Origin of the sequence: Burkholderia sp. Tr-862 (genome assembly GCF_011753085.1) — a bacterium.
GTDB classification, from domain to species: Bacteria; Pseudomonadota; Gammaproteobacteria; order Burkholderiales; family Burkholderiaceae; genus Burkholderia; species Burkholderia ambifaria.
The window spans coordinates 1-26,628 of sequence record NZ_VWWG01000095.1 but is presented as its reverse complement, the minus strand read 5'-3'; the positions used below and the strand labels follow the sequence as shown (position 1 = coordinate 26,628).

General features: G+C 66.6%; 20 protein-coding genes and 1 tRNA gene. 13 read left to right on the top strand and 8 right to left on the bottom strand.

The genetic code is table 11. The features are described 5' to 3' along the window. From F3J14_RS22660 to F3J14_RS22640, 5 genes are all read left to right on the top strand, one after another. Positions 1–941 (top strand): DUF3418 domain-containing protein (locus F3J14_RS22660; protein WP_166724914.1); only part of this gene is annotated, 941 nt, incomplete at its 5' end. A gap of 179 nt (positions 942–1,120) precedes the next feature. Beyond that, positions 1,121–2,110, top strand: a complete 990-nt coding sequence (locus tag F3J14_RS22655; protein ID WP_006755029.1) for a beta-propeller fold lactonase family protein — start codon at positions 1,121–1,123, stop codon at positions 2,108–2,110. Between the two features lie 16 nt (positions 2,111–2,126). Further along, positions 2,127–3,101 carry a sterol desaturase family protein gene (locus F3J14_RS22650; RefSeq protein WP_006755028.1) on the top strand — a complete coding sequence of 325 codons (975 nt, stop codon included), beginning with the start codon at positions 2,127–2,129 and terminating at the stop codon, positions 3,099–3,101. Positions 3,102–3,212: 111 nt separating this feature from the next. Next, entirely contained in the window at positions 3,213–4,040 is an 828-nt protein-coding gene (locus tag F3J14_RS22645; RefSeq protein WP_166724913.1) for an EI24 domain-containing protein, read from the top strand. Next, entirely contained in the window at positions 4,037–4,852 is an 816-nt protein-coding gene (locus tag F3J14_RS22640) for a molybdopterin-binding protein (protein WP_166724912.1), read from the top strand. Before F3J14_RS22645 ends, F3J14_RS22640 begins: the two co-directional genes overlap by 4 nt. A gap of 127 nt (positions 4,853–4,979) precedes the next feature. Here the strand turns inward: F3J14_RS22640 and F3J14_RS22635 are convergent, their stop codons facing one another. After that, complete coding sequence (locus F3J14_RS22635) at positions 4,980–5,444, bottom strand: rhodanese-like domain-containing protein (RefSeq protein ID WP_166724911.1); 465 nt, start codon at positions 5,442–5,444, stop codon at positions 4,980–4,982. Between the two features lie 409 nt (positions 5,445–5,853). Here F3J14_RS22635 and glnA point away from each other — a divergent pair, with 409 nt between their 5' ends. The 4 genes from glnA to F3J14_RS22615 all read left to right on the top strand — a co-directional run bounded on the left by glnA (position 5,854) and on the right by F3J14_RS22615 (position 12,349). Beyond that, the gene (gene glnA, locus F3J14_RS22630) at positions 5,854–7,269 is read left to right on the top strand and encodes a type I glutamate--ammonia ligase (RefSeq protein WP_166724910.1); all 1,416 of its coding nucleotides are present in this window, start codon (positions 5,854–5,856) and stop codon (positions 7,267–7,269) included. A 161-nt stretch (positions 7,270–7,430) separates the two neighbouring features. Beyond that, positions 7,431–8,573, top strand: a complete 1,143-nt coding sequence (gene glnL, locus F3J14_RS22625) for a nitrogen regulation protein NR(II) (protein WP_166724909.1) — start codon at positions 7,431–7,433, stop codon at positions 8,571–8,573. Positions 8,574–8,619: 46 nt separating this feature from the next. Beyond that, entirely contained in the window at positions 8,620–10,146 is a 1,527-nt protein-coding gene (gene ntrC, locus F3J14_RS22620; RefSeq protein ID WP_166724908.1) for a nitrogen regulation protein NR(I), read from the top strand. Positions 10,147–10,225: 79 nt separating this feature from the next. Beyond that, entirely contained in the window at positions 10,226–12,349 is a 2,124-nt protein-coding gene (locus F3J14_RS22615) for a prolyl oligopeptidase family serine peptidase (RefSeq protein ID WP_166724907.1), read from the top strand. A gap of 25 nt (positions 12,350–12,374) precedes the next feature. Here the strand turns inward: F3J14_RS22615 and xth are convergent, their stop codons facing one another. Then, positions 12,375–13,151, bottom strand: a complete 777-nt coding sequence (gene xth / locus F3J14_RS22610; protein WP_211080382.1) for an exodeoxyribonuclease III — start codon at positions 13,149–13,151, stop codon at positions 12,375–12,377. 182 nt (positions 13,152–13,333) lie between these two features. Between xth and F3J14_RS22605 the strand changes: the two genes are divergently transcribed. Then, a tRNA-Met gene (locus F3J14_RS22605) sits at positions 13,334–13,410 on the top strand. A 96-nt stretch (positions 13,411–13,506) separates the two neighbouring features. Here F3J14_RS22605 and F3J14_RS22600 read toward each other — a convergent pair. Together F3J14_RS22600 and F3J14_RS22595 are read right to left on the bottom strand one after the other, a co-directional pair. Further along, the gene (locus F3J14_RS22600) at positions 13,507–14,310 is read right to left on the bottom strand and encodes a hypothetical protein (RefSeq protein WP_166724905.1); all 804 of its coding nucleotides are present in this window, start codon (positions 14,308–14,310) and stop codon (positions 13,507–13,509) included. A 326-nt stretch (positions 14,311–14,636) separates the two neighbouring features. Then, a complete protein-coding gene (locus tag F3J14_RS22595) occupies positions 14,637–15,329 on the bottom strand; it encodes an aspartate/glutamate racemase family protein (protein ID WP_166724904.1) in 693 nt (230 codons plus the stop codon). A gap of 136 nt (positions 15,330–15,465) precedes the next feature. Between F3J14_RS22595 and dinB the strand changes: the two genes are divergently transcribed. Then, positions 15,466–16,695, top strand: a complete 1,230-nt coding sequence (gene dinB, locus F3J14_RS22590; protein WP_166724903.1) for a DNA polymerase IV — start codon at positions 15,466–15,468, stop codon at positions 16,693–16,695. Between the two features lie 60 nt (positions 16,696–16,755). Here dinB and F3J14_RS22585 read toward each other — a convergent pair whose 3' ends face one another. From F3J14_RS22585 to fixL, 4 genes are all read right to left on the bottom strand, one after another. Further along, positions 16,756–18,843 carry a M3 family metallopeptidase gene (locus F3J14_RS22585; protein WP_166724902.1) on the bottom strand — a complete coding sequence of 696 codons (2,088 nt, stop codon included), beginning with the start codon at positions 18,841–18,843 and terminating at the stop codon, positions 16,756–16,758. Positions 18,844–19,097: 254 nt separating this feature from the next. Then, complete coding sequence (folD, locus tag F3J14_RS22580) at positions 19,098–19,955, bottom strand: bifunctional methylenetetrahydrofolate dehydrogenase/methenyltetrahydrofolate cyclohydrolase FolD (protein ID WP_166724901.1); 858 nt, start codon at positions 19,953–19,955, stop codon at positions 19,098–19,100. Positions 19,956–20,195: 240 nt separating this feature from the next. Further along, the gene (fixJ, locus tag F3J14_RS22575) at positions 20,196–20,834 is read right to left on the bottom strand and encodes an oxygen response regulator transcription factor FixJ (protein ID WP_006493245.1); all 639 of its coding nucleotides are present in this window, start codon (positions 20,832–20,834) and stop codon (positions 20,196–20,198) included. After that, positions 20,831–23,347: an oxygen sensor histidine kinase FixL gene (fixL, locus tag F3J14_RS22570; RefSeq protein WP_166724900.1), complete on the bottom strand. Its 2,517-nt coding sequence runs from the start codon at positions 23,345–23,347 to the stop codon at positions 20,831–20,833. Before fixL ends, fixJ begins: the two co-directional genes overlap by 4 nt. Positions 23,348–23,620: 273 nt before the next feature. On the opposite strand from fixL, the gene aceE reads away from it, so the two are divergent. Together aceE and F3J14_RS22560 are read left to right on the top strand one after the other, a co-directional pair. After that, positions 23,621–26,317: a pyruvate dehydrogenase (acetyl-transferring), homodimeric type gene (aceE, locus tag F3J14_RS22565; RefSeq protein WP_166724899.1), complete on the top strand. Its 2,697-nt coding sequence runs from the start codon at positions 23,621–23,623 to the stop codon at positions 26,315–26,317. A gap of 70 nt (positions 26,318–26,387) precedes the next feature. Further along, positions 26,388–26,628 (top strand): biotin/lipoyl-containing protein (locus tag F3J14_RS22560; protein WP_348772009.1); only part of this gene is annotated, 241 nt, incomplete at its 3' end.

Here is a 26,628-nt window from a genome sequence, read left to right as displayed (position 1 = left end):
CCGCACCGGGTTCGGCGGCGAAGGGCGGCAAGGCCGGCAAGGGCGCGGCGCCGCACACGGGCGCCGCGGCGGAAGCCGGCGCGACCGCGCTGTACGAGAACCTCACGACGTGGAACTTCGGCAAGCTCCCCGAGCTGCTGGAGATCCGCCGGCGCGGCCAGACGCTGTACGGCTATCCGGCACTCGTCGATCGCGGCACGCATTGCGACGTGGAGGTGTTCGACTCGCCGGAGGAGGCCGCGCGGATTCACCGGGCCGGCTTGCGGCGGCTGTTCGCGCTGCAATTGAAGGAGCCGATCAAGTTCCTCGAGAAGAACCTGCCGGGGCTGCGCGAGATGGCGATGCAGTACATGTCGCTCGGCACGCAGGACGAGCTGCGCGACCAGCTGATCGACACGGCGCTCGACCGCGCGTGCCTGCAGGATCCGCTGCCCGACGACGACGCGAGCTTCCATGCGCGCCGCGACGAGGGCCGGAGCCGCCTGAACCTGCTCGCGCAGGAGATCGCGCGGCTGGTCGGGCAGATCCTCGCCGAATACGCGGGGCTCGTGAAGAAGCTCGCGCAGGCGAAGCCGTTCGCGCAGGCCTACGCGGATCTCCAGCAGCAGCTCGCGGCGCTGGTCGGCAAGCGCTTCGTGATCGACACACCTTACACGCAGCTTGCGCACTTCCCGCGCTACCTGAAGGGCATCGCGTTGCGGATCGACAAGCTGAAGGCCGACCCGGCGCGCGACGCGAAGCAGTCCGGCGAGCTGCTGCCGCTCGTGCAGCAGTACCAGCGCGCGGTGTCGCAGCGCGGCGGCGTCGCCGATCCGCGGCTCGCGGAATTCCGCTGGTTGCTGGAAGAATTGCGAATTTCGCTGTTCGCGCAGGAACTGCGCACGCCGATGCCTGTCTCTGTCAAGCGTCTGCACAAGGTGTGGGAGTCGATGCAGCGCTAGCGCCACGGCGGCCCGCCGGCCCCGCGCCGGCTGCCGGCCGCGGCCGCCCCGTGGGGCCTGCCGCAGTCGGCCGCACCGTCGCCGCGGCATGCGTCGATGTGGCGCAACCCGGGCTTGCGTCAACCGGCGGGGCCGGTCGAACGTTCTACAATGACTGCTGTTCCACGACGTGAGTCTTCATGCGCACTTTCCTTTCCCTCGGCCGCGCACTCGCGCTGGCCGCCGCCGTGCTGGCGCCGGCCGCACACGCGAATAACGTGATCATCCTCAACTCGGCCGAAGCGACGCTTTCCCTGATCGACCAGCAGACCCGCGAGGTCGTCTCCACGCTGCCGACCGGCAAGGAGCCGCACCATTTGATGGCGACGCCCGACAATTCGTCGCTGATCGTCGCAAATTCGATCTCGAACAGCCTGATGTTCCTCGATCCGAAGACGGGCAAGCTGCAGCGCACCGTCGAAGGGATCGACGATCCGTACCAGCTCGGCTTCTCGCCCGACCGCAAGTGGTTCGCGGCGGCGGGGCTGCGGCTCGACCGCGTCGACATCTACAGCTACGACGGCCACGACGTGCACCTCGCGAAGCGCGTGCCGCTGGCGGTGATGCCGAGCCACCTCGCGTTCACGAAGGACAGCAAGACGCTGCTCGTGTCGCTGCAGGTGTCCGGCGAGATCGCGGCGATCGACCTGCCGACGCAGACGGTCAAGTGGAAGATGAAGGTCGGCAAGGTGCCGGCCGGCCTGTGGCTCACGCCGGACGACAAGTTCCTGCTGGTCGGGATGACCGGCGCGGATTACGTCGCGGTCGTCGACTGGCGCAACCAGAAGGTCGTCAAGCAGATCTACACGGGCAAGGGCGCGCACAACTTCCGCTCGCTCGCCGACGGCACGCACGTCGCCGTCACGAACCGGGTCGCGAACACGATCAGCATCCTCGACGAGAACACCCTCACCAACGTCGGCGACATCACCGGCCTGCTGCCGGGGCCGGACGACATGGAGCTGTCGGCCGACAAGAAGACGCTGTGGGTGACGTTCCGCTTCGCGAAGAAGGTCGGTATCATCGATCTGGCATCGCGCAAGCTGGTGCAGACGATCGCCGTCGGCCGTTCGCCGCACGGGATCTACTTCTACGACCGCGCGCCGTGGAAGGCTGCAAACGGCGCGTGACGGGCGGAGGCGAACGATGCTGCACCTGATCGATGCGTTCGTGTCGGACATCCAGACCTGGCTGTACGTCGACGTCGTGCAGCCGCTCCTCTTCAAGTTCAACCTGATGGACTATGACGAGGACACCTACGACGCGCTGTATTGGGTGATCATCGGCGCGCTGCAGATGGTGCTGATGTTCGCGCTGCTGCGCCCGCTCGAGGCGCTCGCGCCCGTCGAGCGCTGGAAGAACCGCCGCGCGGTGCGGGTCGACGTGATCTACACGGCGATCTCGAAGCTCGGCATCTATGCGCTGTTCTTCTTCTTCGCGCTGCAGCCGGTGTTCGACAAGTTCCAGTCGTGGCTGCGCCTGCACGGCGTCGCGAACTTCAACCTCGACTATCTGTGGCCCGGCGTGACCTCGCAGCCGATCGTCGCGTTCGCGATCTACCTTGTCGTGCTCGACTTCGCCGGCTACTGGTATCACCGCTGGCAGCACAAGTTCGGCATCTGGTGGGAGCTGCACGCGGTCCATCACAGCCAGCGGCAGATGTCGCTGTGGTGCGACGACCGCAACCACCTGCTCGACGACGTGCTCCAGTCGTGCTTCTTCGCCGCGATCGCGCTCGTGATCGGCGTGACGCCGTCGCAGTTCGTCGTGCTGACCGCGGTCACCAACTTCCTGCAGAGCATCCAGCATACGAATGCGCGACTGTCGTTCGGCCGGCTCGGCGAGCGCCTGCTCGTGAGCCCGACCTTCCACCGGCGCCACCATGCGGTCGGCTACGGCCATGAAGGCACCAAGTACGGCTGCAACTTCGGCGTGCTGTTCCCGTGGTGGGACGTCATGTTCGGCACCGCGTCGTGGAACCGCACGGTCGAGCCGACCGGCATCCGCGAGCAGGTCGAGGGCGTGTCCTACGGCGACGGCTTCTGGGCGCAGCACGGCCTCGCGTTCGTGCGGATCTTCCGGCGCCTCGTTCCCGCGAAGCGCGGCGCGGCGTCGGCCTGACCTCGTCACCGTCCCGTTGAACCGCTTCCCAACACGGCCCGCATGCGCTTTGGCGCATGCGGGCCGTGTGGTTTATCCTTTCCCCGTTTTTCTCCGTCGATACAGGTTCGCATGAACGACTTGCTGCGCTCCTTCATCCGGGCGTTCGCCAGCGCGCTGCACCCGCGCATGCTGTGGCTGACCCTGATGCCGTTCGTCGTCTCGGCGCTGCTGTGGGGCGTCTTGCTGTGGTTCTCGTGGCAGGCGCTGATCGATGCCGCGCGCGGCGCGCTCGACGGCTTCGTGCTGACCGCCGCGCTGTACCGCGCGTTCGACGCGATCGGGATGTCGCAGCTGCATGCGGTCGTCGCGCCGTTCGTCGTCGTGTCGCTCGCGATTCCGCTGATCGTGCTGACCGTGCTGCTGCTGATCGCGACGATCTCGATGCCCGTCGTGATCAAGCACCTGTCGAACCGACAGTTCGCCGCGCTCGAGGCAAAGCGGGGCGGCACATTCCTCGGCAGCGCGGTCAATTCGCTCGGCGCGGCGCTCGTCGGGGTCGTGCTGCTCGTCGTCACGATCCCCCTGTGGCTGATTCCGCCGTTCTTCGCGCTGCTGCCGCCCGTGATCTGGGGCTGGCTCACGTACCGCGTGATGACCTACGACGCGCTCGCCCAGCACGCGAGCCGCGACGAGCGCCGCGCGCTCGTGCGGCAGCATCGCTGGCCGCTGATCGGCATCGGCGTCGCGACCGGGCTGCTCGGCACCGTGCCGACCTTCGTGTGGGTGTCGTCGGTCTGGATGATGGTGCTGTTTCCGTTCGTGGCGGCGGCCATGATCTGGGTTTACGCTTTCATCCTGGTCTTCTCGGCGCTGTGGTTCGGGCACTATTGCCTGCGCGCGCTGGACGACCTGCGCGCGAGTTCGCGCGCCACCGCAATCGACATGGGGCAGGCATGAGCATCGGCATCATCATCATCGGCGACGAAATCCTTTCGGGCCGCCGACAGGACAAGCATCTGGCGAAGGTCATCGAACTGCTCGGCGCGCGCGGCCTCGCACTCGACTGGGCCGAATACGTCGGCGACGATCCGGCGCGGATCACCGCCACGCTCGCACGCGCGATCGCGTCCGGCGACATCGTGTTTTCCACGGGCGGCATCGGCGCGACGCCGGACGACCATACGCGCCAGTGCGCCGCCGCCGCGCTCGGCGTGCCGCTCGCGCTGCATCCGGAAGCGAAGGCGCTGATTTCGGAGCGCATCCGCGAGACGCATACCGATCCGGCCACGCCGGTCGATTTCGATTCGCCGGAAAACCGACATCGTTTCAACATGGGCGTGTTTCCGGTGGGCGCGACGATCATCCCGAACGGCTATAACCGGATTCCCGGTTTCTCGGTCGGCGATCTCCATTTCGTGCCCGGCTTCCCGGTGATGGCGTGGCCGATGATCGAATGGGTGCTCGATACGAAGTACCAGCATCTCCATCATGTGACGCCGCACGCGGAGCGCTCGCTGTTCGTGTTCGAACTGCCCGAATCGACGTTGACGCCGCTGATGGAGAACATCGAGCGCGACTTCCCGGGCGTGCGCGTCTTCAGCCTGCCGAGCGTGGGCGACGCGGAGCGCGGTGGCATCTACGCGCGCCGGCATATCGATCTCGGCGTGAAGGGCGAGCCGGAAGCGGTCGCGGCCGCGTTCGTGAAGCTGCGCGAAGGCGTGCATCTGCTCGGCGGCGATGTTGTCGAGCCGGATGCGCCGCGCGCCTGAACGGCCCGCGATCATTCACGCAAACAGGCCGCGCAAAAACCACGGGCCGCGCAACGCGGCCCGTCATCGGGATGTCATCGCCCGGCTCGACGATGTGGCAGTCGGGCGTGCCTGAACGGATGCGCGCTCAGGCGCCGATCCACGGCAGTTTCCGGAAGCACCAGCCGTCGACCGTCTTGCGGTGGCCCTCGGCGTCCTTGCCGCCCTCGAAGCCTTCGAGCAGGTCGAACGCCTTCGTGAAGCCGGCCTGTGACGACGCGACCGCGGCGAGCTTCGAGCGCGCGGCGCTGCGGCACAGGAACAGGATGGGCGTATCGGCCGGGAGGGCCGCCTTCAGTTCGTTGACAAATTCGGCGTTCGGCACGCCGCCCGGGTAGCGCGTCCATTCGAGGTGCAGGTACTGGCCGTCGCCGACGAGCGGGCGGCCGATCCAGTCGAGCTCGGCGCGGGTGCGCACGTCGACGAGGCGCGCCGACGGGTCGAGCTGCAGCAGTTCGAATGCCTCGACCGGCAGCAGCGCGCCGGCATAGTTGAGCGCGCCTTGGGTGCGGCGTTCTTCGGCCTTCGCGTAAAGCTGGTCGAGCGTACTCATGGCGGGAGGTCTCCGTATGGTTCGGTCAAACGAACATTCTAGCGCGGCGCCGCCGCGCGGATGTGCGCATAGCCTGCCGCGCATGCACCGCCCCGTGCTCACCAAAAGAGTGCAGAATGGTGCGCATGCACCAGAATGATTCCGCCGCGCCGGCGTCTCTCATCGATTGCACCATATCGGTGCGATCCCGCGAGCACCGGTGCGGCGCCCGGCCCCGGAATCGCGCAGCAGGGCCCCGCAGTGGCGCGGGCTGGCGCGATTCATGTCGCTTCTGTGTATGGTTGGCACGGAAGCTGCTATATAGAATTCGGTCGACCCGGGGCGCGCTGCGCCAAAGCCAGACTCCGGGCAGCTCGATAAACGAGGCGGTTCCCAGTCCGCCGGAATTGTTCAATCAGGAGAAGAGGTTATGAGTAAAACCGTCGCCGACGTCATGCAGCTCGTGAAGGACGAGGACGTCAAGTTTGTCGATTTCCGCTTCACGGATACGCGCGGCAAGGAACAGCACGTGTCGGTGCCGGTTTCGGCGTTTGACGAAGACAAGTTCGAAAGCGGCCATGCATTCGACGGCTCGTCGATCGCCGGCTGGAAGGGCATCGAGGCGTCGGACATGCTGCTCATGCCGGACCCGAGCGCCGCCTTCGTCGACCCGTTCTATGAAGAGTCGACCCTCGTGCTGACCTGCGACGTGGTCGAGCCGGCCGACGGCAAGGGCTACGAGCGCGATCCGCGTTCGCTCGCGAAACGCGGCGAAGCGTACCTGAAGAGCACGGGCATCGGTGACACGGCCTACTTCGGTCCGGAACCGGAATTCTTCATTTTCGACTCGGTCCAGTGGAACACGGACATGTCGGGCTGCTTCGTGAAGATCAACTCGGAAGAAGCACCGTGGTCGGCAGGCAAGGAATTCGAAGGCGGCAACACGGGCCATCGTCCGGGCACGAAGGGCGGTTACTTCCCGGTCGCGCCGGTCGACACGTTCCAGGACATGCGTTCGGAAATGTGCCTGCTGCTCGAACAGCTCGGCATCCCGGTCGAAGTGCACCACCACGAAGTGGCGGGCCAGGGCCAGAACGAAATCGGCACGAAGTTCTCGACGCTGGTTCAGCGCGCCGACTGGACGCAATGGTCGAAGTACATCATCCATAACGTCGCGCACTCGTACGGCAAGACGGCGACGTTCATGCCGAAGCCGGTCGTCGGCGACAACGGTTCGGGCATGCACGTTCACCAGTCGCTCTGGAAGGACGGCCAGAACCTGTTCGCGGGTAACGGCTATGCCGGCCTGTCGGAACTGGCGCTGTTCTACATCGGCGGCATCATCAAGCACGCCCGTGCACTGAACGCGATCACGAACCCGACGACGAACTCGTACAAGCGTCTGGTCCCGCACTTCGAAGCACCGGTCAAGCTCGCTTACTCGGCGCGTAACCGTTCGGCATCGATCCGCATTCCGCACGTGTCGAACCCGAAGGGTCGCCGTATCGAAACGCGCTTCCCGGATCCGATGGCGAACCCGTACCTGTGCTTCACGGCGCTGATGATGGCCGGCCTCGACGGGATCCAGAACAAGATCCATCCGGGCGAAGCCGCGGACAAGAACCTGTACGACCTGCCGCCGGAAGAGGATGCAAAGATCCCGACCGTCTGCGCGGGCCTCGACCAGGCACTGGAAGCGCTCGACAAGGATCGCGAGTTCCTGACGCGTGGTGGCGTGTTCACCGACAGCATGCTCGATGCGTACCTCGCGCTGAAGGAGCAGGAGCTGGCGAAGTTCCGCATGACGACGCATCCGATCGAGTTCGAGATGTACTACTCGCTGTAATCGGCGATGGCGCTTCGAGTGAGCGCCGTCATGCCGGTTCGTTCCCGTCGCGCGGCCTGCGGCGGGAACCGCGGAGTCTGAAAGGGGACGGCGTCCAGCCGTCCCTTTTTTGTTCCGCAAATTTTCATGTTCCCACCCGGTGAGGCGCGACGATACGCAAGATGGCTCTCAAGAATCTGATCAAGGCGAAGACGGGGCAGCCCGAGCGACTGACGGAAGACGAGCGGCTCGCGCGCTCGGGCCTGCTTGCGGGGCTGGAAGCACTGCCGACGGTCGTGATCGTGCTCGACCGCAAGACGCTCAGGGTTGCGTTCGCGAACCCGTCCGCGGAGGCGATGCTCGACATCTCTCGGCGGCAGCTCGCGCAGCGGCCGTGGGGCGAGATTTTTCCGAACGCGAACGAGCTCGCGTCGACGATCACCGCGATCGGCCAGCAGCGCTTTCACGCAACGCATCTCGACACGGTGCTCGACCGTCCCGGTCACGAGGCGCTGCACGTGCATGCGATCGTCGGCTTCCTCGAGACCGCGCCCGATTTCGTGCTCGTCGAACTGTTCGAGAACGAACGGCAGTCGCGCACCGATCGCGAGGAACGGATCCACGACCTGACCGCGGTCAACAAGCAACTGATCCGCAATCTCGCGCACGAGATCAAGAACCCGCTCGGCGGCATTCGCGGCGCAGCCCAGCTGCTCGAATTCGAGCTGAGCGAGCGTGAGCGCGGCGAGTTGCGCGAATACACGCAGGTGATCATCAAGGAGTCCGACCGCCTGCAGACGCTCGTCGACCGGTTGCTGGAGCCGCACCGGCATCCGCACATCGTCGGCGACGTGAACATTCATGAAGTGTGCGAACGCGTGCGCGCGGTGATGCTCGCGGAATTTCCGCGCGGGCTCACGATCGAGCGCGACTACGACGTCAGCGTGCCCGACCTGCGCGGCGACAAGGAGCAGTTGATCCAGGCGCTGCTGAACATCGTGCGCAACGCCGCGCAGGCGCTGCGCGAACGGATCGCGCAGGGCGACGCGAAGATCGAGCTGCGCACGCGCGTCGCGCGCAAGGTGACGGTCGCGAAGCGCCTGTACAAGTTGGCACTGGACTTGCATGTAGTCGATAACGGGCCCGGCATTCCGGAAGAGATCCGTGACCGGATCTTCTATCCGCTGGTGTCCGGGCGCGACGACGGCAGCGGACTCGGCCTCACGCTCGCGCAGACGTTCGTGCAGCAGCACGACGGGATGATCGAGGTCGACAGCCGGCCCGGACGTACCGAATTTCAGATCCTGCTGCCGCTCGACCATTGAGCGGCGGCATGGCAATTCACCGGATTCACCAATATCTGACCGACCTATGAAGCCGATCTGGATAGTAGACGACGACCAATCGATCCGTTGGGTGCTCGAAAAGGCACTCGCGCGGGACAGCTTCGCGACGAAGAGCTTCGCAAACGTGCGCGACGCGCTGGCCGCGCTCGACCACGAGACGCCGCAGGTGCTCGTATCCGACATCCGGATGCCGGGCGGCTCCGGCCTCGAGTTGCTGCAGGCGGTGCACGAGCGTCTGCCGGACCTGCCCGTCATCATCATGACGGCGTTCTCCGATCTCGACAGCGCCGTCGCGGCGTTCCAGGGCGGCGCGTTCGAATATCTCGCGAAGCCGTTCGACGTCGACAAGGCGGTCGAGCTGATCCGCCGCGCGGTCGAGGAAAGCCTGCGCGGCGGCGCGCCGCAGGACGAGCGCGTGGCCGAAGCGCCCGAGATGCTCGGCCAGGCGCCCGCGATGCAGGACATGTTCCGCGCGATCGGCCGCCTGTCGCATTCGGCCGCGACCGTGCTGATCACCGGCGAATCGGGCACCGGCAAGGAGCTCGTCGCGCGGGCGCTGCACCGGCACAGCCCGCGGGCGAACGGACCGTTCATCGCGCTGAACACCGCGGCGATTCCGAAGGACCTGCTCGAATCCGAACTGTTCGGCCATGAGCGCGGCGCGTTCACCGGCGCGCAGACGACGCGCCAGGGCCGCTTCGAACAGGCCGAGAACGGCACGCTGTTCCTCGACGAAATCGGTGACATGCCGTTCGACCTGCAGACACGCCTGTTGCGCGTGCTGTCGGACGGGCAGTTCTACCGGGTCGGCGGCCACAACCCGCTGCGCGCGAACGTGCGCGTGATCGCCGCGACGCACCAGAATCTCGAGGCGCGCGTGCGGCAGGGGCTGTTCCGCGAGGATCTTTACCACCGGCTCAACGTGATCCGGCTGCGGCTGCCGCCGCTGCGCGAACGCAGCGAGGACATCGCGCTGCTCACGCGCCACTTCCTGCAGAAGAGCGCGCGCGACCTCGGCGTCGAGCCCAAGCGCGTGTCCGACGACGCGCTTGCGTACCTGACGTCGTTGTCGTTCCCCGGCAACGTGCGGCAGCTCGAGAATCTCGCGAACTGGCTGACCGTGATGGCACCCGCGCAGACGGTCGAGATCAAGGACCTGCCGCCGGACCTCGTGCCGGCAGGTGCGCCGGTGACTGCGACGGCCGATGGCATGGATGCGCACGGCGGCGCGAGCCTCGGCGGTGGCGACGGGCTGCGCGTGCAGCCGGCGGCCGGTGCGGCGCCGTTGACGTCGGCGCCCGTCGCGGCCGCGCCGAACGGCGCGCCGGCCGGTTATCCGATGTGGGAAAACGGGCTGCGCACCGAAGTCGCGCGGCTGTTGCGCGAAAACTCGGCCGACGTGATGGACGAGCTCGCGCGCCGCTTCGAGGCGGCCGTGATCCGCGAGGCGCTCGACTTCACGCGCGGCCGCAAGGTCGAGGCGGCGGAGCGGCTCGGCATCGGCCGCAACACGATCACGCGCAAGATCCAGGAACTGCACCTGGAGCCTTGAGCCTCCGTCGCGGCATGCGCGGGCATCGCGCATGCCGCGATCGGACATAATCTCGGTTTGCCGTCACGTGCGATCCGTCATGTCCGATTCCTTCCGCTGGCCCGCCGGGGCCGATCCTTTCCGTTTTCTCGAATCGCTCGACAGCAAGCGCGCCCGCGCGTGGGTCGACGAGCAGAACGCGCGCACGCGTGTCGCGCTGCGCGACGACGATGCGTATCGCGCGCTCACCGCGCGGCTCGCGCAGGCGTATCTGCCGCGCGAACGCCCGGTGATTCCGACCCGCTGGCGCGAGTGGGCGTACGACCTGTGGCAGGACGATCTCCACCCGAAGGGACTGTGGCGCCGCGCGCGCTGGGACGACTGGCGCGCGGGCCGGCCCGACTGGGAAACGCTGCTCGACGTCGATGCGCTCGGTGCGCAAGAGGGTGAGTCTTGGGTGTTCGAGCAGGACTCGATCCTGTATCCGGACGGCGACCGCGCGCTGCTGTCGCTGTCACCGGGCGGCGCCGACGCGGTCGTCGTGCGCGAGTTCGATCTCGTGCAGCGCCGTTTCGTCGACGACGGGTTCACGATCGACGAGCCGGGGCATCACACGATCGGCTGGATCGACCGCGATACCGTCTACGTGAGCTGGGACCGCGGCGAAGCGCATGCGACCGCGGCCGGCTATCCGTACGACGCGCGCCGCTGGGTACGCGGCACGCCGCTTGCCGATGCGCCGGTCGTGTTTCGCGGCGAACCCGACGACATCAGCGCGGGCGCGGCGTTCGATCCGATCGACGGCCGCCACGTCGCGTGGCGCAGCGTGGATTTCTTCGACGCACACGCGTACTGGCTGAACGACGCGGGCGAGTGGGTGCGCTACGACGTGCCGACGCATGTCGAGGTCGGCTTCTGGGAGGGCTGGCTCGTGCTGGAGCCGCGACTCGACTGGGACTGCGGTGGCGTGCGTCACGCGGGCGGCTCGCTGCTCGCGATCCGTGAGCAGGCGTTCCTCGCCGGCGCGCGTGAACTCACGACGCTGTTCGAACCGCGGCCGTCGACGTCCGCGTGCACGTGGACGCATACCCGCACGATGCTGATCGCGAGCTGGCTCGACGACGTGCAAAACCGCACGATGCTGTGGCAGCCGCGCCAGGGCGAGGACGGTGCATGGACGTGGCACGCGCGGCCGTTCGAGTGGCCGGGCGACGCGCAAGTCGACGTCGAGCCGGTCGAGTCGACGCTGAACGACGACGTGTACGTGGACGTCGACACCTATCTCGATCCTCCCGAATGCTGGCTTGCCGATCTGGCCGATCGCGCGGCCGATGCAGCGTCGCGCCGTGTGCTGCTCGACCGGCCGCCGGTGCGCTTCGACGCGGCCGGGCTCGTCGTGCGTCGCGCCAATGCCCGCTCGCGCGACGGCACGGTGGTGCCGTACACGCTGATCGGGCCGCGTGACGCACTCGATGGGGTGGATCACCCCGACGGCGTCACCCGCGTCGCGCGACCCTGCCTGCTGTCAGGCTACGGCGGCTTCGCGATTCCGAACCTGCCGGGCTATAGCGATGCACTGGGCATCGCATGGCTCGAACGCGGCGGCGTCGCGGTGTTCGCGCACATCCGCGGCGGCGGCGAATTCGGGCCGGGCTGGCACGTCGACGCGCAGCGCGAGCATCGGCAGCGTGCGTTCGACGACTTCATCGCGGTGGCCGAGGATCTGATCCGCAGCGGCGTGACCACGGCCGCGCAGCTCGGCATCGAGGGCGGCAGCAACGGCGGGCTGCTGGTCGGCGCGTGCATGGTGCAGCGTCCGGAGCTGTTCGGTGCGGTGCTGTGCCGCGTGCCGTTGCTCGACATGCGGCGCTATCCGAAGCTGCATGCGGGCGCCGCATGGCTCGACGAATACGGCGATCCGGACGATTCGCGCGAGGGCGCGGCGCTGGCCGCCTACTCGCCGTATCACCGCGTGCGCGAAGGTGTCGTGTATCCGCCGCTGTTGCTGACGACGTCGACGCGCGACGACCGCGTGCATCCCGCGCATGCGCGCAAGATGGCCGCGCGCATGCATGCGCTCGGACACGAACGGGTGTGGTACTGGGAGAACACGGACGGCGGCCACGGCAGCGCCGACGATCTGGAGCGTGCCGAAGCGGATGCGGCGGAATTCGGCTTTCTGTGGGCCCATCTCGGGCCCCCGCCCGCACCCGCGCGCGGTTGAGCGCGGGCATGAGCGGGCAGGGTGCTCAGCAGACGACCGCGACGACGGGCGTATGGTCGGAAGGCTGTTCCCACGTGCGCGGGAGGCGGTCGACTTCGCACGACGTGCAGTTGGAGGCGAGCGCCGGCGACAGCAGGATGTGGTCGATGCGCAGCCCCGCGTTGCGGCGGAACGCGAGCATCCGGTAGTCCCACCACGTGAAGGTCTTCTCGGGCTGCTCGAAACGGCGGAACGCGTCGACGAAGCCGAGCTCGAGCAGCTTCGCGAAGTGCGCGCGCTCCTGCGGCGACACGAGGTTCTGGCCTTCCCATTTCGCCGGATCGTGCACGTCGCGGTCTTCCGGCGCGATGTTGTAGTCGCCGAGCAGCGCGAGCTTCGGATAGCGCTGCAGCTCGGCGCTCAGCCACGCATGCAGTGCGTCGAGCCACTGCATCTTGTAGACGAACTTGTCGGAGTCGGGCGACTGGCCGTTCGGGAAATAGGCGGACACGATGCGCACGCCTTCGACCGTCACGGCGATCACGCGCTGCTGCGGATCGTCGAAGCCGGGGATATTGCGCACGACGTCCGATTCGTCGACGGCGAGCGTGTCGCGCACGAGGATCGCGACGCCGTTGTAGGTCCGCTGGCCCGTGAACCAGCTGCGGTAGCCGATGGCCTCGAGATCGGCGCGCGGATATTTCTCGTCCGGCAGCTTCAGTTCCTGCAGGCACAGCACGTCGGTTCCGCTGTGCGCGATCCAGTCGAGCACATGCTGCTTGCGGACGTTGAGCGAGTTGACGTTCCAGGTGGCGATTTTCATGAACGGGAATGCGTGCGGGGTGAATGCGAAGGCCGCCATCTTACCGCGAGCACGGTGGCGCGAACGCGCGCGACACGCGATGCGAAGCACGCACCGCGCATCGCGATATCGACGACCCGCGAAGAAATTGTGACAAAGGTGTTGACGTGAGTGCTTCCTCACCCTATAATTTATTTCTCTGACGCGGGGTGGAGCAGTCTGGCAGCTCGTCGGGCTCATAACCCGAAGGTCGTAGGTTCAAATCCTACCCCCGCAACCAAGCACACCAGACGATGTGCAGCGCATATGACCGATGCGCGCTTCGTCGACAGGAACCCGGCCTCGTGCCGGGTTTTTTGTTTTCAGCATCCGAATGTCATTTCGGCGCGCCGGGGCTCCCCGGCAGGAAGCCGTTCTCGATCAGATAAGTCGATGTGTTGACGAGCGTGGCCCGCGCGTTCGGCGTGCCGGTCAGCGCCGCGCATTTGTCCTTGCCGGTATTCAGCCGGATCGACCGTTCGGTCGTCGGGTAGTCGACCTCCTTCAGATAGAAATGCGGCAGCGACGTCGTATAGCGTACGTACGGCACGCACGGCCGCTGCATCGGGTCGCTCGACGCGCCGTTGAACGGGAAGAACTCATCGAACACGGAAGCGCTGTTCGACAGTCCGCCCCAGTCTGCCGGCACCGCGATGCTGCCGGTCGGTGTCGTGACGCCGGTTGCGACGTCCGTGATGAAGCCTTCGATGGTCGAGCGTCCGTCGGCGCGATCGGCCTGCGCATGGACGATTTGCAGCCGGTAGGCATGGCCCGTTTTCCAGGCATAGCCGATCGAGCACGAGGTGCCCGAGCCGCCGTCGGCACCGCCGCGGCAATTCGCCGACAGGGGCGTCGTGCCGGCGCCGAACGCGCTGAAGATCACGACGTTGGTGCTTTGGGTGCGCGGCTGGATGCCGGTATAGATCGGGTGGCTGCCATGTTCGGACCACACCTGGGTGGCCCAGTAGTAACTGGCGTTGATATTGGTCGGCACGACCTCGGGCGTGATGTCCCACGTGAGGCGATCGAAACCGCCGTTGGGCGTCGTCGGGGCCGACGCGCGGATAGTGGGGTCGGCGTGTGCGCCGAGCATGGTCGACATGGCGAGCATCGCAGCGACCGCGGACTTGAGTCGTTTCATGTTCCGGTTTCCTGTTGGTGGAAAAGAGACCGCACGAGCAGCACCGATTGCGGCCATGCCGCTCGCATACCAATTTGCGCCCACTTTATTACCAATGGATAACCAGTTGAATCGGCCAGACCGTGCGAGACGCGCCGCCTAATTCGTGGACCGTTCCCGCCAGCCCCGTGCCGCGGGCGAGAGCGAGGCGTCGCGCGCGAGGCGATGCGACGGGCAAGATAGTGTTTCCCGCCGCGTGGAAGAATCCGGCCATCAAATCGCGGTGAGGGTTGCCGGCGGGCGCGCCGGCCTCCGGCCGAGGTCCGCCGCGCGACGGCGCGTGGTGGTCAGCCCGCCGCCCACTCGACCGCCGCCTTCGCATGCAGCGCGGTCGTATCGAATACGGGCAGCGGCGAATCGTCCGCGCCGATCAGCAGCGTGATTTCCGTGCAGCCGAGAATCACGGCTTGCGCGCCCCGTTTCGCCAGTTCGTCGATGATCGCCACGTAGGTTGCGCGCGATGCCGCATCGATCACGCCGTGACACAGCTCGTCGTAGATGATCCGGTGCACGTCGCCGCGCGCGGCTTCGTCCGGCACCAGCACGTCGAGGCCGAACTTGTCGCCCAGACGCTCCGCATAGAACGGCAATTCCATCGTGTAGCGCGTGCCGAGCAGCGCGACGCGCTCGACGCCCGCGGCGCGCAGCGCGGCGCCGGTCGGATCGGCGATGTGCAGGAACGGCAGCGCCACCGCCGCTTCGATCGCGCCGTGAACGCGGTGCATCGTGTTGGTCGTCAGCACGACGAGATCGGCGCCGGCCGCTTCGAGCTGACGCGCGGCGTCAGCCATCCGTTCGCCGAGCGCGACCCAGTCCTGCGCGCGCTGCAGCGCTTCGATCTCGGCGAAATCCACCGTGACCAGCACGCTCTTTGCGTTGTGATGGCCGCCGTGCAGCGCCTTCGAATGGCGATTGATCATCCGGTAGTACTCCGCCGACGATTCCCAGCTCATCCCGCCGATCAGTCCGATCGTCTTCATCCGTCACCTGTGCGTTTCGTATGTCGTGGCAGACGAGTATAGGGGCCGCCCCGTGCGCGCGGCGGTACGATCCGTGCGAAGCGCACCGGTACGGGCCGACCGAACGCGGCAGTACGCGACAGTTGAAACCGGCACTGTGTTTTTGTACAGTATCGGCACCGTGAATCCGACCATCATCCCGCCTGCCGATCCTCCGCGCGAGCCGCCGCCTGGCGATGCGCCGCCGCGCGTGCGCAAGATCATCCACTGCGACTGCGACTGCTTTTACGCGTCGGTGGAGATGCGCGACGACCCGTCGCTGCGCAACCGGCCGCTCGCGGTCGGCGGCCGGCCCGACCAGCGCGGCGTGATCGCGACCTGCAACTACGAGGCGCGGCGCTACGGCGTGCATTCGGCGATGTCGTCGGCGCTGGCGATGCGCAAGTGTCCGGACCTGCTGATCCTGCCGTCCGCGATGGACAAGTACCGCGCGGCGTCGCGGCAGATCATGGCGATCTATCGCGACTACACGCACGACGTCGAGCCGCTGTCGCTCGACGAGGCTTATCTCGACGTCAGCGGTTCCGAACTGTGCCAGGGCAGCGCGACGCTGATTGCACGGGAGATCCGCCAGCGTGTGTACGACACGGTGGGCGTGACGGTGTCGGCGGGCGTCGCGCCGAACAAGTTCATCGCAAAGATCGCGTCCGACTGGAACAAGCCCGACGGCCTGTTCGTCGTGCGCCCGCATGAAGTCGATGCGTTCGTCGCGGCGCTGCCGGTGCGCAAGCTGCACGGCGTCGGCAAGGTGACGGCCTCGCGGCTCGACCGGCTCGGCATCCAGACCTGCGCGCAGTTGCGCGACTGGTCGCTGATCGACCTGCATCGCGACTTCGGCGCGTTCGGTCGACGGCTGTACCAGCTGGCGCGCGGGATCGACGAGCGGCCGGTGCAGGCCGACCAGGAGCGCAAGTCGGTCAGCGTCGAGACGACCTATGTGACCGACCTGACGACGCTCGAACAATGCGCGGACGAAATCCGCCGCCTCGTCGTGCAGCTCGACGCGCGGATCGCGCGTGCGGGTGCGGTGCGGGCGATCCGCAAGCTGTACGTGAAGATCCGCTTCGCCGATTTCCAGCGCACGACGGTCGAATGCGTGGCCGACGCGACGAATGCGCAGACGGCGGTCACGCTGCTCGCGAAGGGGCTGCAGCGGCGCGCGCAGGCCGTGCGGCTGCTGGGCGTCGGCGTGCGCATCGACGAGGACACGGCCGAGCGGCACGGGCAGTTCTCCTTGTTCGACGATGAAGCCGACCGTGCCGACGACGCCGGTAACGCCGACGCAGCCGATGCCAACGCCGCCAACGACGAAACGCCCGCGCCATGAAAAAAGGCACCGCCGAAGCGGTGCCTTCCGATGCAGCCGGACGAGCCGGCCAGCGCGTGCTCAGTGCGCGGGGGAGGTCATCCCGTTGTGGCGCAGCAGCGCGTCGATTTCCGGCTCGCGGCCGCGGAACGCCTTGAACGAATCCATCGCCGGGCGGCTGCCGCCGACTTCGAGGATTTCGCGGCGATAGCGCGTGCCGGTCGCCGCGTCGAGCACGCTGCCGCCTGCGGCGGCCGCTTCCTCGAATGCCGCGTACGCGTCGGCCGACAGCACCTCGGCCCACTTGTAGCTGTAATAGCCGGCCGCATAGCCGCCTGCGAAGATGTGGCTGAACGTGTTCGGCCAGCGCGAGAACGCTGCCTGCGGGATCACGTGGTAGCGCTCGTTGATCTCGCGCGCGAACGCGTTCACGCCGGTCGCGCCGGCCGGGTCGAAGTCGACGTGCAGCAGCATGTCGAACATCGAGAACACGATCTGGCGCAGCGTGCCGAGGCCGCTCTGGAAGTTCTTCGCGGCGATCATCTTGTCGAACAGCTCGCGCGGCAGCGCGGCGCCGGTATCGATGTGCGACGACATCGACGACAGGACGTCCCATTCCCAGCAGAAGTTTTCCATGAACTGCGACGGCAGCTCGACCGCATCCCATTCGACACCGTTGATGCCCGACACGCCGAGCTCATCGACGCGCGTGAGCATGTGATGCAGCCCGTGGCCGAATTCATGGAACAGCGTGATGACTTCGTCGTGCGTGAAGCACGCGGGCTTGCCGCCGACCGGCGCCGAGAAGTTGCAGGTCAGGTACGCGACCGGCGTCTGCACGGTGCCGCCGCGCTTTGCGCGCGCACGCGCATCGTCCATCCACGCGCCGCCGCGCTTGCCTTCGCGTGCATACAGGTCGAGATAGAACTGCGCGACGAGCGAACCGTCGCGGTTCTCGACGCGGAAAAAGCGCACGTCCCGGTGCCATACCGGCGCCTCGTCCGGCTTGATCCGCACGCCGAACAGCGTTTCGGTGACGGTGAAGAGGCCCTTCAGCACGGCCGGTTCCGGGAAGTACTGCTTGACCTCGTTTTCCGAGAACGCGTAGCGCTGCTGGCGCAGCCGCTCGGCCGCGAACGCGACGTCCCACGGCGCGAGTTCGGTCAGGCCGAGTTCCTTCGCGGCGAACGCGCGCAGTTCGTCCCAGTCCTTGTCAGCGTGCGGGCGCGCGCGCGTCGCGAGATCCTCGAGGAACGCGATGACCTGCTGCGGCGACTCGGCCATCTTCGGCGCGAGCGACACTTCGGCGAAGTTGCGGTAGCCGAGCATCTGCGCCTCTTCACGGCGCAGCTTCAGCTCGTCGGCGACGATCGCCGTGTTGTCCCATTCGGCCTTGCCGCCGCCGTATTGCGGTCCGAGTTCGGAGGCGCGCGTCGCATACGCGCGATACAGCGTCTCGCGCATCGCGCGGTTCTCGGCGTATTGCAGCACAGGGAAGTAGGACGGGAAGTGCAGCGTGAATTTCCAGCCTTCCTTGCCTTCCTTCTGCGCGGCTTCGCGGGCCGCTTCGATCGCGTCGCCCGGCAGGCCGGCGAGTTCGGCCTCGTCCTGCGCGAAGTACGCATACGCGTTGGTCGCGTCGAGCACGTGGTCGGAAAACGCCTTCGACAGCGCGGCCTGCTGCTCCTGCAGTTCCGCGAAGCGCGGCTTCTGGTCTTCCGGCAGCTCGGCGCCCGACAGGCGGAAATCGCGCAGCGCGTTGTCGAGGATCTTCTTGCGCTCGGCGGACAGCGTCGCGTATTCGGCGCTCGCGGCGATCGCCTTGTACTTCTCGTACAGCGCGAGGTTCTGGCCGACGCTCGACCAGAATTCGGTCACGCGCGGCAGGTTTTCGCCGTAGGCGGCCCGCAGTTCCGGCGTATCGGCGACGGCGTTCAGATGGCCGACGACGCCCCATGCGCGTCCGAGCGGCTCCGTCGCCTGCTCGACCGTCTCGACGATCGTGGCCCAGGTCGCCGGCGTCGCGGGTGCGCTTGCGGTGTCGACTGCGCGGTTGGCGGTGTCGAGCAGCGTGTCGAGCGCGGGCGTCACATGTTCCGGACGAATCTCGCCGAAGCGGGGCAGGCCGGAGAAATCGAGAAGCGGATTGGTATTGGCGCTGGCGGACATTAAGACTCCCTGTCTGTTGCCGGATGAACCGGGGTGAAAAGGGTGAGGCGCGAAGCAACGGCGCCCGATATCGACATTATTGGGGCGCATCGCGCGCTTTCCAATCGTTAGTTTCTAACGTCGCGATTGGATACGCTCGACGCGGGGTCGGATACGGGCGAAACGCGGCGGGTGTGGCAGTGTGACGCGCGGCCGCGAGGGCGACCGGCGAGATGCCGGCGCACGAATGCGCGCCGGCTGGGCGAACAGCGCGATCAGGCGGCCGCGGCGGCGCGCTCGGCTGCTTCGATCGTGTTGATCAGCAGCATCGTGATGGTCATCGGGCCGACGCCGCCCGGCACCGGCGTGATGTGGCCGGCGACTTCCTTCACGCCGGCGAAGTCGACATCGCCGCACAGCTTGCCCGCGTCGTCGCGGTTCATGCCGACGTCGATCACCGTCGCGCCGGGCTTGACCATGTCGGCCGTCAGGATGTTGCGCTTGCCGACCGCGGCGACCACGATGTCGGCCTGCCGCGTGTGCGCGGCGAGGTCGCGCGTCTTGCTGTGGCAGATCGTCACGGTCGCACCGGCTTCGAGCAGCAGCATCGCCATCGGCTTGCCGACGATGTTCGAGCGGCCGATCACGACCGCGTTCGCGCCTTGCAGCGGGATGTCATGCGCTTCGAACATCTTCATCACGCCGTACGGCGTGCACGGACGGAACAGCGGCTTGCCCGTCATCAGCGCGCCGGCGTTCGCGACGTGGAAGCCGTCGACGTCCTTCTCCGGCGCGATCGCCTCGAGCACCTTGTGGCTGTCGATGTGCGCGGGCAGCGGCAGCTGGACCAGGATGCCGTGGATCTTCGGATCGCGGTTCAGTTCGTCGATGCGCGCGAGCAGGTCGGCTTCCGACAGCGTGTCCGGGTACGCATCCTTCTGCGAGAAGAAGCCGTTGTCCTCGCACGCCTTGATCTTGTTGCGGACATAGACTTCGCTCGCCGGGTTGGCGCCGACGAGGATCACCGCGAGACCGGGCTGGTGGCCGCGGGCGGTCAGGGCGGCGGCGCGTTGGGCGGCCTGCGCGCGCAAGGTCTTCGAGAGGGCGTTGCCGTCGATGAGGAGGGCTGTCATGGTGGTGGTCCTGCCGGGAAGTTGGAATGCGAGTGTGCGGCGCACGAAGTGCCGCAGCAAAGCACGCAATTATACCGGTCGCCTGCTGTCGTCCGACAGCGAATACAAGGAAAGCGTCATGGCGGCGATGCCGGCGCCCCGGGGAGGAAGCGCCGCGCCGCGCGAGTGGGCCGCATTGCGCGGCGCGAGGGTGCATGGGTGCGGCCGGCCGGGCAGGCGCCCCGCGGCCGCACGCAACGTTCAGGCCTGCTTCTTCGACAGCGCGAGGCGCAGCAGGTCGGCCACCGTGTTGACGTTGAGCTTTTCCATGATGTTCGCGCGGTGCGCTTCGACCGTCTTGATGCTGATCCCGAGATCGTCGGCGATCTGCTTGTTCAGCCGGCCGGCGATGATCCGCTCGAGCACCTGCTGCTCGCGCGCGGTCAGCTTCGACAGGCGCTCGCTCGCGGCGCGCTGTTCCTGGACGCTCTTGCTTTCGCTTCGGGCCTTGTCGAGCATCCGCTCGACGAGCTTGCGCAGCTCGGCCTCGTCGAACGGTTTCTCGATAAAGTCCATCGCACCCTTTTTCATCGTCGACACCGCCATCGGCACGTCGCCGTGGCCCGTGACGAAGATGATCGGCAGCGCGGCGTTGTCGGCGATCAGGCGCTCCTGCAGCTCGAGGCCGCTCATGCCCGACATCCGCACGTCGAGGATCAGGCAGGCGATCTGGCCGGCCTGCTGCGCCGGCTGATAGGCATCGAGGAATTGCTCGGCGCTCGAGAAGCATTGCACGCGATAGCCGTTCGCCTCCAGCAGCCAGCGCAGCGAGTCCCGTACGGCCTCGTCGTCGTCGACGACGAAGACGGTTTCCTGAGTGGTGGTGACAGGGCTATTCATAGTTCTCCCGTAACGGTATGTGATGCCGATGCCTCGCGCCCCCCTTGGCCGAGATCAGCGGGTTCCCCAATGGGCAGGCTGCAGTGGAATGTCGCGCCGGAAATGCGGCCGTCCGGTTCGACATTGTTGACCACCCACAGACGCCCCCGATGCGATTCGATGATCGAACGGCAGATGTTCAGCCCCATGCCCATGCCGTCGGACTTGGTGCTGTAAAACGGTTCGAACAGGCGTTCGGCGGTCGCTTCGTCGACGCCCGGACCCTGGTCGATCACGCGGATGTCGACGAAACCCGCATCGATGTCGGCGACGACGCGGATCACGCCGTCCACCGACGCCGGCTTCACGTCGGCCATCGCCTCGGCCGCGTTCTTCATCAGGTTCATGAGCACCTGCTCGATCAGCACGGGGTCGACATAAATAATAGGCATTCTTGCGAGGATTTCCGTGACGATCCGGATCCTGCGCTTCCTGGCCTCGATTTCGGCGAGCCCGACCGCGTCGGCGACGATGTCCGCGACCCGCGCCGGCTGGCGCTTCGGCTCGCTGCGCTTCACGAATTCGCGGATCCGCTTGACGATCATCCCCGCGCGCAGCGCCTGCTGCGCGGTCTTTTCCAGCGCGGGCTGCAGCGTCTCGGGCGTGCCGCGGCCGCTCTTCACGAGCGCGAGCGTGCCCGAGCAGTAGTTGTTGATCGCGGCGAGCGGCTGGTTCAATTCGTGAGCAATCGACGACGCCATTTCACCCATCGTCATCAATCGGCTCGTGAACTGCAGCTTCTCTTCCTGCTGGTGCGCGAGTTCCTGCGCCTTCTTGCGGGTCGTGATGTCGGTCGCGATCTGCATCTGCGCGAGGTGGCCGTCCACCCACTGGATGTACTGGCGGCGCACTTCGAACCACTTCTGGATGCTCTCGACGTACACCTCCTGCGCATCGGCCGTGCTGCTCGTCAGCGCGGCGGCCGGCAGGCCCGCGAACGCGTCGACCATGTCGATCGAGTCGGACGACGCCTGCGCGCGGTCGAAGCCGCCGCCCGACAGCTCGAGGTGGCCGTCCGGGCGGATCCCGAACAGGTGGCGGTAGTAGCGGTTCGCGAACAGCAGCTCGGCTTCGTCGGCGGCGAGCACCGACACCGCGGCGTCGAGGCTTTCGAGCACCGTCGTGAAGCGTTCGTGCGCGGCCGCGAGCTCCTCGCGTGCGCGCTTCGGCTCGGTGATGTCGGTCATCGACGACATCCAGCCGGTCTGGCGGCCCGAGCTGTCGATCAGCGGCGACACGTAGAGGCGCGCATGGAACAGCGTGCCGTTCTTGCGCCGCACGCGCAGCTCGAAGCCCGAGCTCGGCGCCTTGCCGCGCAGCGTCATGTCGAGCTGGCGCTGCATTTCCGGATACGAGTCGCGCGGCCAGTAGGGGAACGGCGCGACCTTGCCGACCAGGTCGGTTTCGTCCCAGCCCGTCATCCGGCAGAACGCGGGGTTCACGTGCGTGATGCGGCCGTGCATGTCGAGCACGCGCATGCCGATCAGCACCGAATTTTCCATCGCGCGGCGGAAGAACGCCTCCGCGTACAGCGCCTGCTGCGCCTCGAAGCGCTGGCGCGTGTGCTTCCACAGGCTCCAGAGGCTCCACAGCACGAAGCACGACAGCCCGGCGACGAGCCAGACGAGCGTGTTGTTGGTCAGGTTCGTGAGCTGCGGGAACGCGTACACGCGCACGGTCAGCCCCTGGCCGGGCGGATCGAGCGGCAGGTCGTAATGGGAGTCGCGCGGCAGGCGCGGGCGCGTCGACGTGGACGACAGCTCGCGGTTGTTCGAGTCGGTGATCGAGATCTTGTACTTCGACGACAACTCCTGCGGGATGTCGTGCTTCAGGATGCCTTCGACCGAGAACACCGCGGCGATCGAGCCGAGATATTCGCGGTCGCCGCGCATCACTGGCGTCTGCAGCGTCATGAAGCCGTTGCCGAAGTCGTCGTAGATCAGCGGCGAATAGGCCTGGCGCCGCGTGCTGCGCGCTTCGTCGTACGCGCCGCGCACGGCGTCCTGCATCTGCGCGTCGCCGGGCTTCGCGAGCCGCTGGCCGAGCAGCGGCGGGTGCACGGCCGGCCAGCGCTGCACGCCGGGCGCGGTGTACCAGTTCAGATAGAGGATTTCCGGATGCGTCTGCATCACGTCCGCGACGGCCATCTGGAAGGCGTTCTGGTCGAGGCGGCCCGACGCGAGATCGCGCGACAGCGCCTGCAACTGCTCCTGCGCACCCGTCATCGACAGGCGGATCTGCTGCTGCGCCCACGCGACGTTACGGAACAGCGTGTCTTCCTGCTGCTGCTGTTCGCGGCGATTGAGGCTCCATAGAATCAGGCTCATCACCACGAGGAACACGAGGATCGACAGCAGCGGCGTCAGCAAATAGGAATTGGACCACCACGGTCCGTGGTGCCAACGGGACGGCTGCGACTCCGCCGGCGGGCCCGACGGTCGCGCCGAGCGTGCGAAAAGCCGATCGGTCAACATGGCAGGATTGTAGCGCAGCGCAATACATGGAAAACCTATACCGGATATGTTGAACGGAAACGGATTTGTGCCCGCGGCGCGCGCCGCGGAGGCCCGATGCATGGGTGCAGCGCAGCAATATTTCGCATTACGAGAAAAGATCTCATAATTCGAAAATTCAGTTGCGCGTGCCGGTGCACGCTCATTACAATCCGTCGGAGCTTGCCCGCAGCCGGTCGCGTCGCGTCGTCTGCATGAGAGCGATCCTCACATTCCAGGACCCAGGAGACGAGAATGTCCGCTGTACCGAACGAAGTGATGAAGTATGTCGCCGCCGAACGTGACGACGACCCGCAAGAAACCGTTGAATGGCTCGAGTCGCTCGACGGCGTAATCTCCTCCGTGGGCACTGGCCGCGCGCACTACCTGATCGAAAAGCAGATCGAGTTCGCCCGCATGCACGGCGAACACCTGCCGTTCTCCGCCAACACCCCGTACATCAACACGATTCCCGTTGCCGCGCAGGCGAAGATCCCGGGCGACCAGGACATCGAGCACCGCATTCGTTCGTACACGCGCTGGAACGCGCTGGCGATGGTGCTGCGCGCAGGCAAGGACACGAACGTCGGCGGCCACATCGCGTCGTTCGCGTCGGCTGCGACGCTCTATGACGTCGGCTACAACCACTTCTGGCACGCGGCGTCCGACCAGCACGGCGGCGATCTCGTGTTCGTGCAGGGCCACTCGTCGCCGGGCGTGTACTCGCGCGCGTTCCTGCTCGGCCGCCTGTCGGAAGAGCAGCTCGACAACTTCCGCCAGGAAGTCGACGGCAAGGGCATCTCGTCGTACCCGCACCCGTGGCTGATGCCGGACTTCTGGCAGTTCCCGACGGTGTCGATGGGTCTCGGCCCGATCATGGCGATCTACCAGGCCCGCTTCATGAAGTACCTGGAATCGCGCGGCATCGCGAAGACGGCCGGCCGCAAGGTCTGGGCGTTCCTCGGCGACGGCGAGACGGACGAACCGGAATCGCTCGGCGCGATCGGGATGGCGAGCCGCGAGAAGCTCGACAACCTCGTGTTCGTGATCAACTGCAACCTGCAGCGTCTCGACGGTCCGGTGCGCGGCAACGGCAAGATCATCCAGGAACTGGAATCGGAATTCCGCGGTGCCGGCTGGAACGTGATCAAGGTGATCTGGGGCAGCCGCTGGGATGCGCTGTTCGCACGCGACCAGACGGGCGCGCTGATGCGCCGCATGATGGAAGTCGTCGACGGCGAATACCAGACGTACAAGTCGGAGTCGGGCGCGTTCGTTCGCGAACACTTCTTCAACACGCCTGAACTGAAGGCGCTCGTCGCCGACTGGTCGGACGACGACATCTGGGCGCTGAACCGTGGCGGCCACGATCCGCACAAGATCTACGCGGCATTCCACGAAGCGACCAACACGAAGGGCGCGCCGACCGTCATCCTCGCGAAGACCATCAAGGGCTACGGGATGGGCGAGTCGGGCCAGGCGATGAACATCACGCACCAGCAGAAGAAGCTGCCGGTCGAGCAACTGAAGAAGTTCCGTGACCAGTTCCGCCTGCCGATCGCCGACGAGCAGATCGCCGACGTGCCGTACCTGAAGTTCGAGGAAGGCTCGAAGGAACTCGAATACATGCGCCAGAAGCGCATGGACCTCGGCGGCTACCTGCCGCATCGCCGCGAAAAGGCGACCTCGCTGCCGGTGCCGGCGCTCGACGCATTCGAGCCGCTGTTGAAGGGCACGGGCGAAGGCCGCGAGATCTCGACGACGATGGCGTTCGTGCGGATCCTGAACATCCTGTTGAAGGACAAGGCACTCGGCAAGCGCGTCGTGCCGATCGTCCCGGACGAATCGCGTACGTTCGGCATGGAAGGCCTGTTCCGCCAGATCGGTATCTGGAACCAGGAAGGCCAGAAGTACGTGCCGGAAGATTCCGACCAGCTGATGTTCTACAAGGAATCGGAAACCGGCCAGATCCTGCAGGAAGGCATCAACGAAGCGGGCGGCATGTGCGACTGGATCGCGGCGGCGACGTCGTATTCGACGCACGGCGAGATCATGGTGCCGTTCTACATCTTCTATTCGATGTTCGGCTTCCAGCGGATCGGCGACCTGGCATGGGCGGCGGGCGACATGCGCTCGCGCGGCTTCCTGCTCGGCGGCACCGCGGGCCGCACGACGCTGAACGGCGAAGGCCTGCAGCACGAAGACGGTCACTCGCTCCTGTGGGCGGCGTCGGTGCCGAACTGCGTGAGCTACGACCCGACGTTCGGCTATGAACTCGCGGTGATCATCCAGGACGGTCTGCGCCGCATGGTGCAGGACCAGGAAGACGTGTACTACTACGTCACGGTGATGAACGAGAACTACGAGCACCCGGCGATTCCGCAGGGCGAGCACGTGGCGGCCGACATCATCAAGGGCATGTACGCGTTCAAGAAGGCCGACGCCGACAAGAAGGCGCCGCGCGTGCAGCTGCTCGGCGCGGGCACGATCTTCAACGAAGTGATCGCTGCCGCCGACCTGCTGAAGAACGACTGGGGCGTCGCGGCCGACCTGTGGAGCGTGCCGAGCTTCACCGAACTCGCGCGTGAAGGCCATGAAGTCGAGCGCTGGAACCTGCTCCATCCGAGCGAGGAGCGTCGCCTGTCGCACGTGCAGAAGTGCCTGAAGGACACGCAGGGTCCGGTCATCGCATCGACCGACTACGTGCGCGCGCTGGTCGACCAGATCCGCGGTCAGGTCGATCGCCGCTTCGTCGTGCTGGGCACGGACGGCTTCGGTCGTTCGGACACCCGCGAAAAGCTGCGTCACTTCTTCGAAGTCGACCGTCACTGGGTCACCGTCGCCGCGCTCAACGCGCTGGCCGACGAAGGCACGATCGAGCGCAAGGTGGTCGCGGACGCGATCGCCAAGTACAACCTCGATCCGTCGAAGCCCAACCCGATGACCGTTTAACGCACACGCGCCGTGTGATGCCGCGCGCCGCTTCCGGGAGGGGCGCGCGCGGCCATGGAGACACAAAAAGATGAGTCAAGCGATCGAAGTGAAGGTGCCGGATATCGGCGATTACAAGGACGTGCCCGTCATCGAGGTGCTCGTGAAGGCGGGTGACACGGTCGAGCCCGAGCAGTCGCTCGTCACGCTCGAGTCGGACAAGGCGACGATGGACGTGCCGAGCCCGGCAGCCGGTACGGTCAAGGAAGTGAAGGTCAAGGTGGGCGATTCCGTGTCGGAAGGCTCGCTGATCATCCTGCTCGAAGGCGGCA

What these genes read in the sequence shown, in the direction of transcription:
- F3J14_RS22595 (WP_166724904.1), bottom strand. Translation starts at nt 15,329, where the DNA reads ATGAAGACGATCGGACTGATCGGCGGGATGAGCTGGGAATCGTCGGCG.
- F3J14_RS22640 (WP_166724912.1), top strand. Translation starts at nt 4,037, where the DNA reads ATGAGCATCGGCATCATCATCATCGGCGACGAAATCCTTTCGGGCCGC.
- F3J14_RS22635 (WP_166724911.1), bottom strand. Translation starts at nt 5,444, where the DNA reads ATGAGTACGCTCGACCAGCTTTACGCGAAGGCCGAAGAACGCCGCACC.
- fixJ (WP_006493245.1), bottom strand. Translation starts at nt 20,834, where the DNA reads ATGAATAGCCCTGTCACCACCACTCAGGAAACCGTCTTCGTCGTCGAC.
- xth (WP_211080382.1), bottom strand. Translation starts at nt 13,151, where the DNA reads ATGAAAATCGCCACCTGGAACGTCAACTCGCTCAACGTCCGCAAGCAG.
- ntrC (WP_166724908.1), top strand. Translation starts at nt 8,620, where the DNA reads ATGAAGCCGATCTGGATAGTAGACGACGACCAATCGATCCGTTGGGTG.
- F3J14_RS22615 (WP_166724907.1), top strand. Translation starts at nt 10,226, where the DNA reads ATGTCCGATTCCTTCCGCTGGCCCGCCGGGGCCGATCCTTTCCGTTTT.
- folD (WP_166724901.1), bottom strand. Translation starts at nt 19,955, where the DNA reads ATGACAGCCCTCCTCATCGACGGCAACGCCCTCTCGAAGACCTTGCGC.
- F3J14_RS22600 (WP_166724905.1), bottom strand. Translation starts at nt 14,310, where the DNA reads ATGAAACGACTCAAGTCCGCGGTCGCTGCGATGCTCGCCATGTCGACC.
- F3J14_RS22645 (WP_166724913.1), top strand. Translation starts at nt 3,213, where the DNA reads ATGAACGACTTGCTGCGCTCCTTCATCCGGGCGTTCGCCAGCGCGCTG.
- glnL (WP_166724909.1), top strand. Translation starts at nt 7,431, where the DNA reads ATGGCTCTCAAGAATCTGATCAAGGCGAAGACGGGGCAGCCCGAGCGA.
- F3J14_RS22585 (WP_166724902.1), bottom strand. Translation starts at nt 18,843, where the DNA reads ATGTCCGCCAGCGCCAATACCAATCCGCTTCTCGATTTCTCCGGCCTG.
- F3J14_RS22655 (WP_006755029.1), top strand. Translation starts at nt 1,121, where the DNA reads ATGCGCACTTTCCTTTCCCTCGGCCGCGCACTCGCGCTGGCCGCCGCC.
- F3J14_RS22650 (WP_006755028.1), top strand. Translation starts at nt 2,127, where the DNA reads ATGCTGCACCTGATCGATGCGTTCGTGTCGGACATCCAGACCTGGCTG.
- glnA (WP_166724910.1), top strand. Translation starts at nt 5,854, where the DNA reads ATGAGTAAAACCGTCGCCGACGTCATGCAGCTCGTGAAGGACGAGGAC.
- fixL (WP_166724900.1), bottom strand. Translation starts at nt 23,347, where the DNA reads ATGTTGACCGATCGGCTTTTCGCACGCTCGGCGCGACCGTCGGGCCCG.
- aceE (WP_166724899.1), top strand. Translation starts at nt 23,621, where the DNA reads ATGTCCGCTGTACCGAACGAAGTGATGAAGTATGTCGCCGCCGAACGT.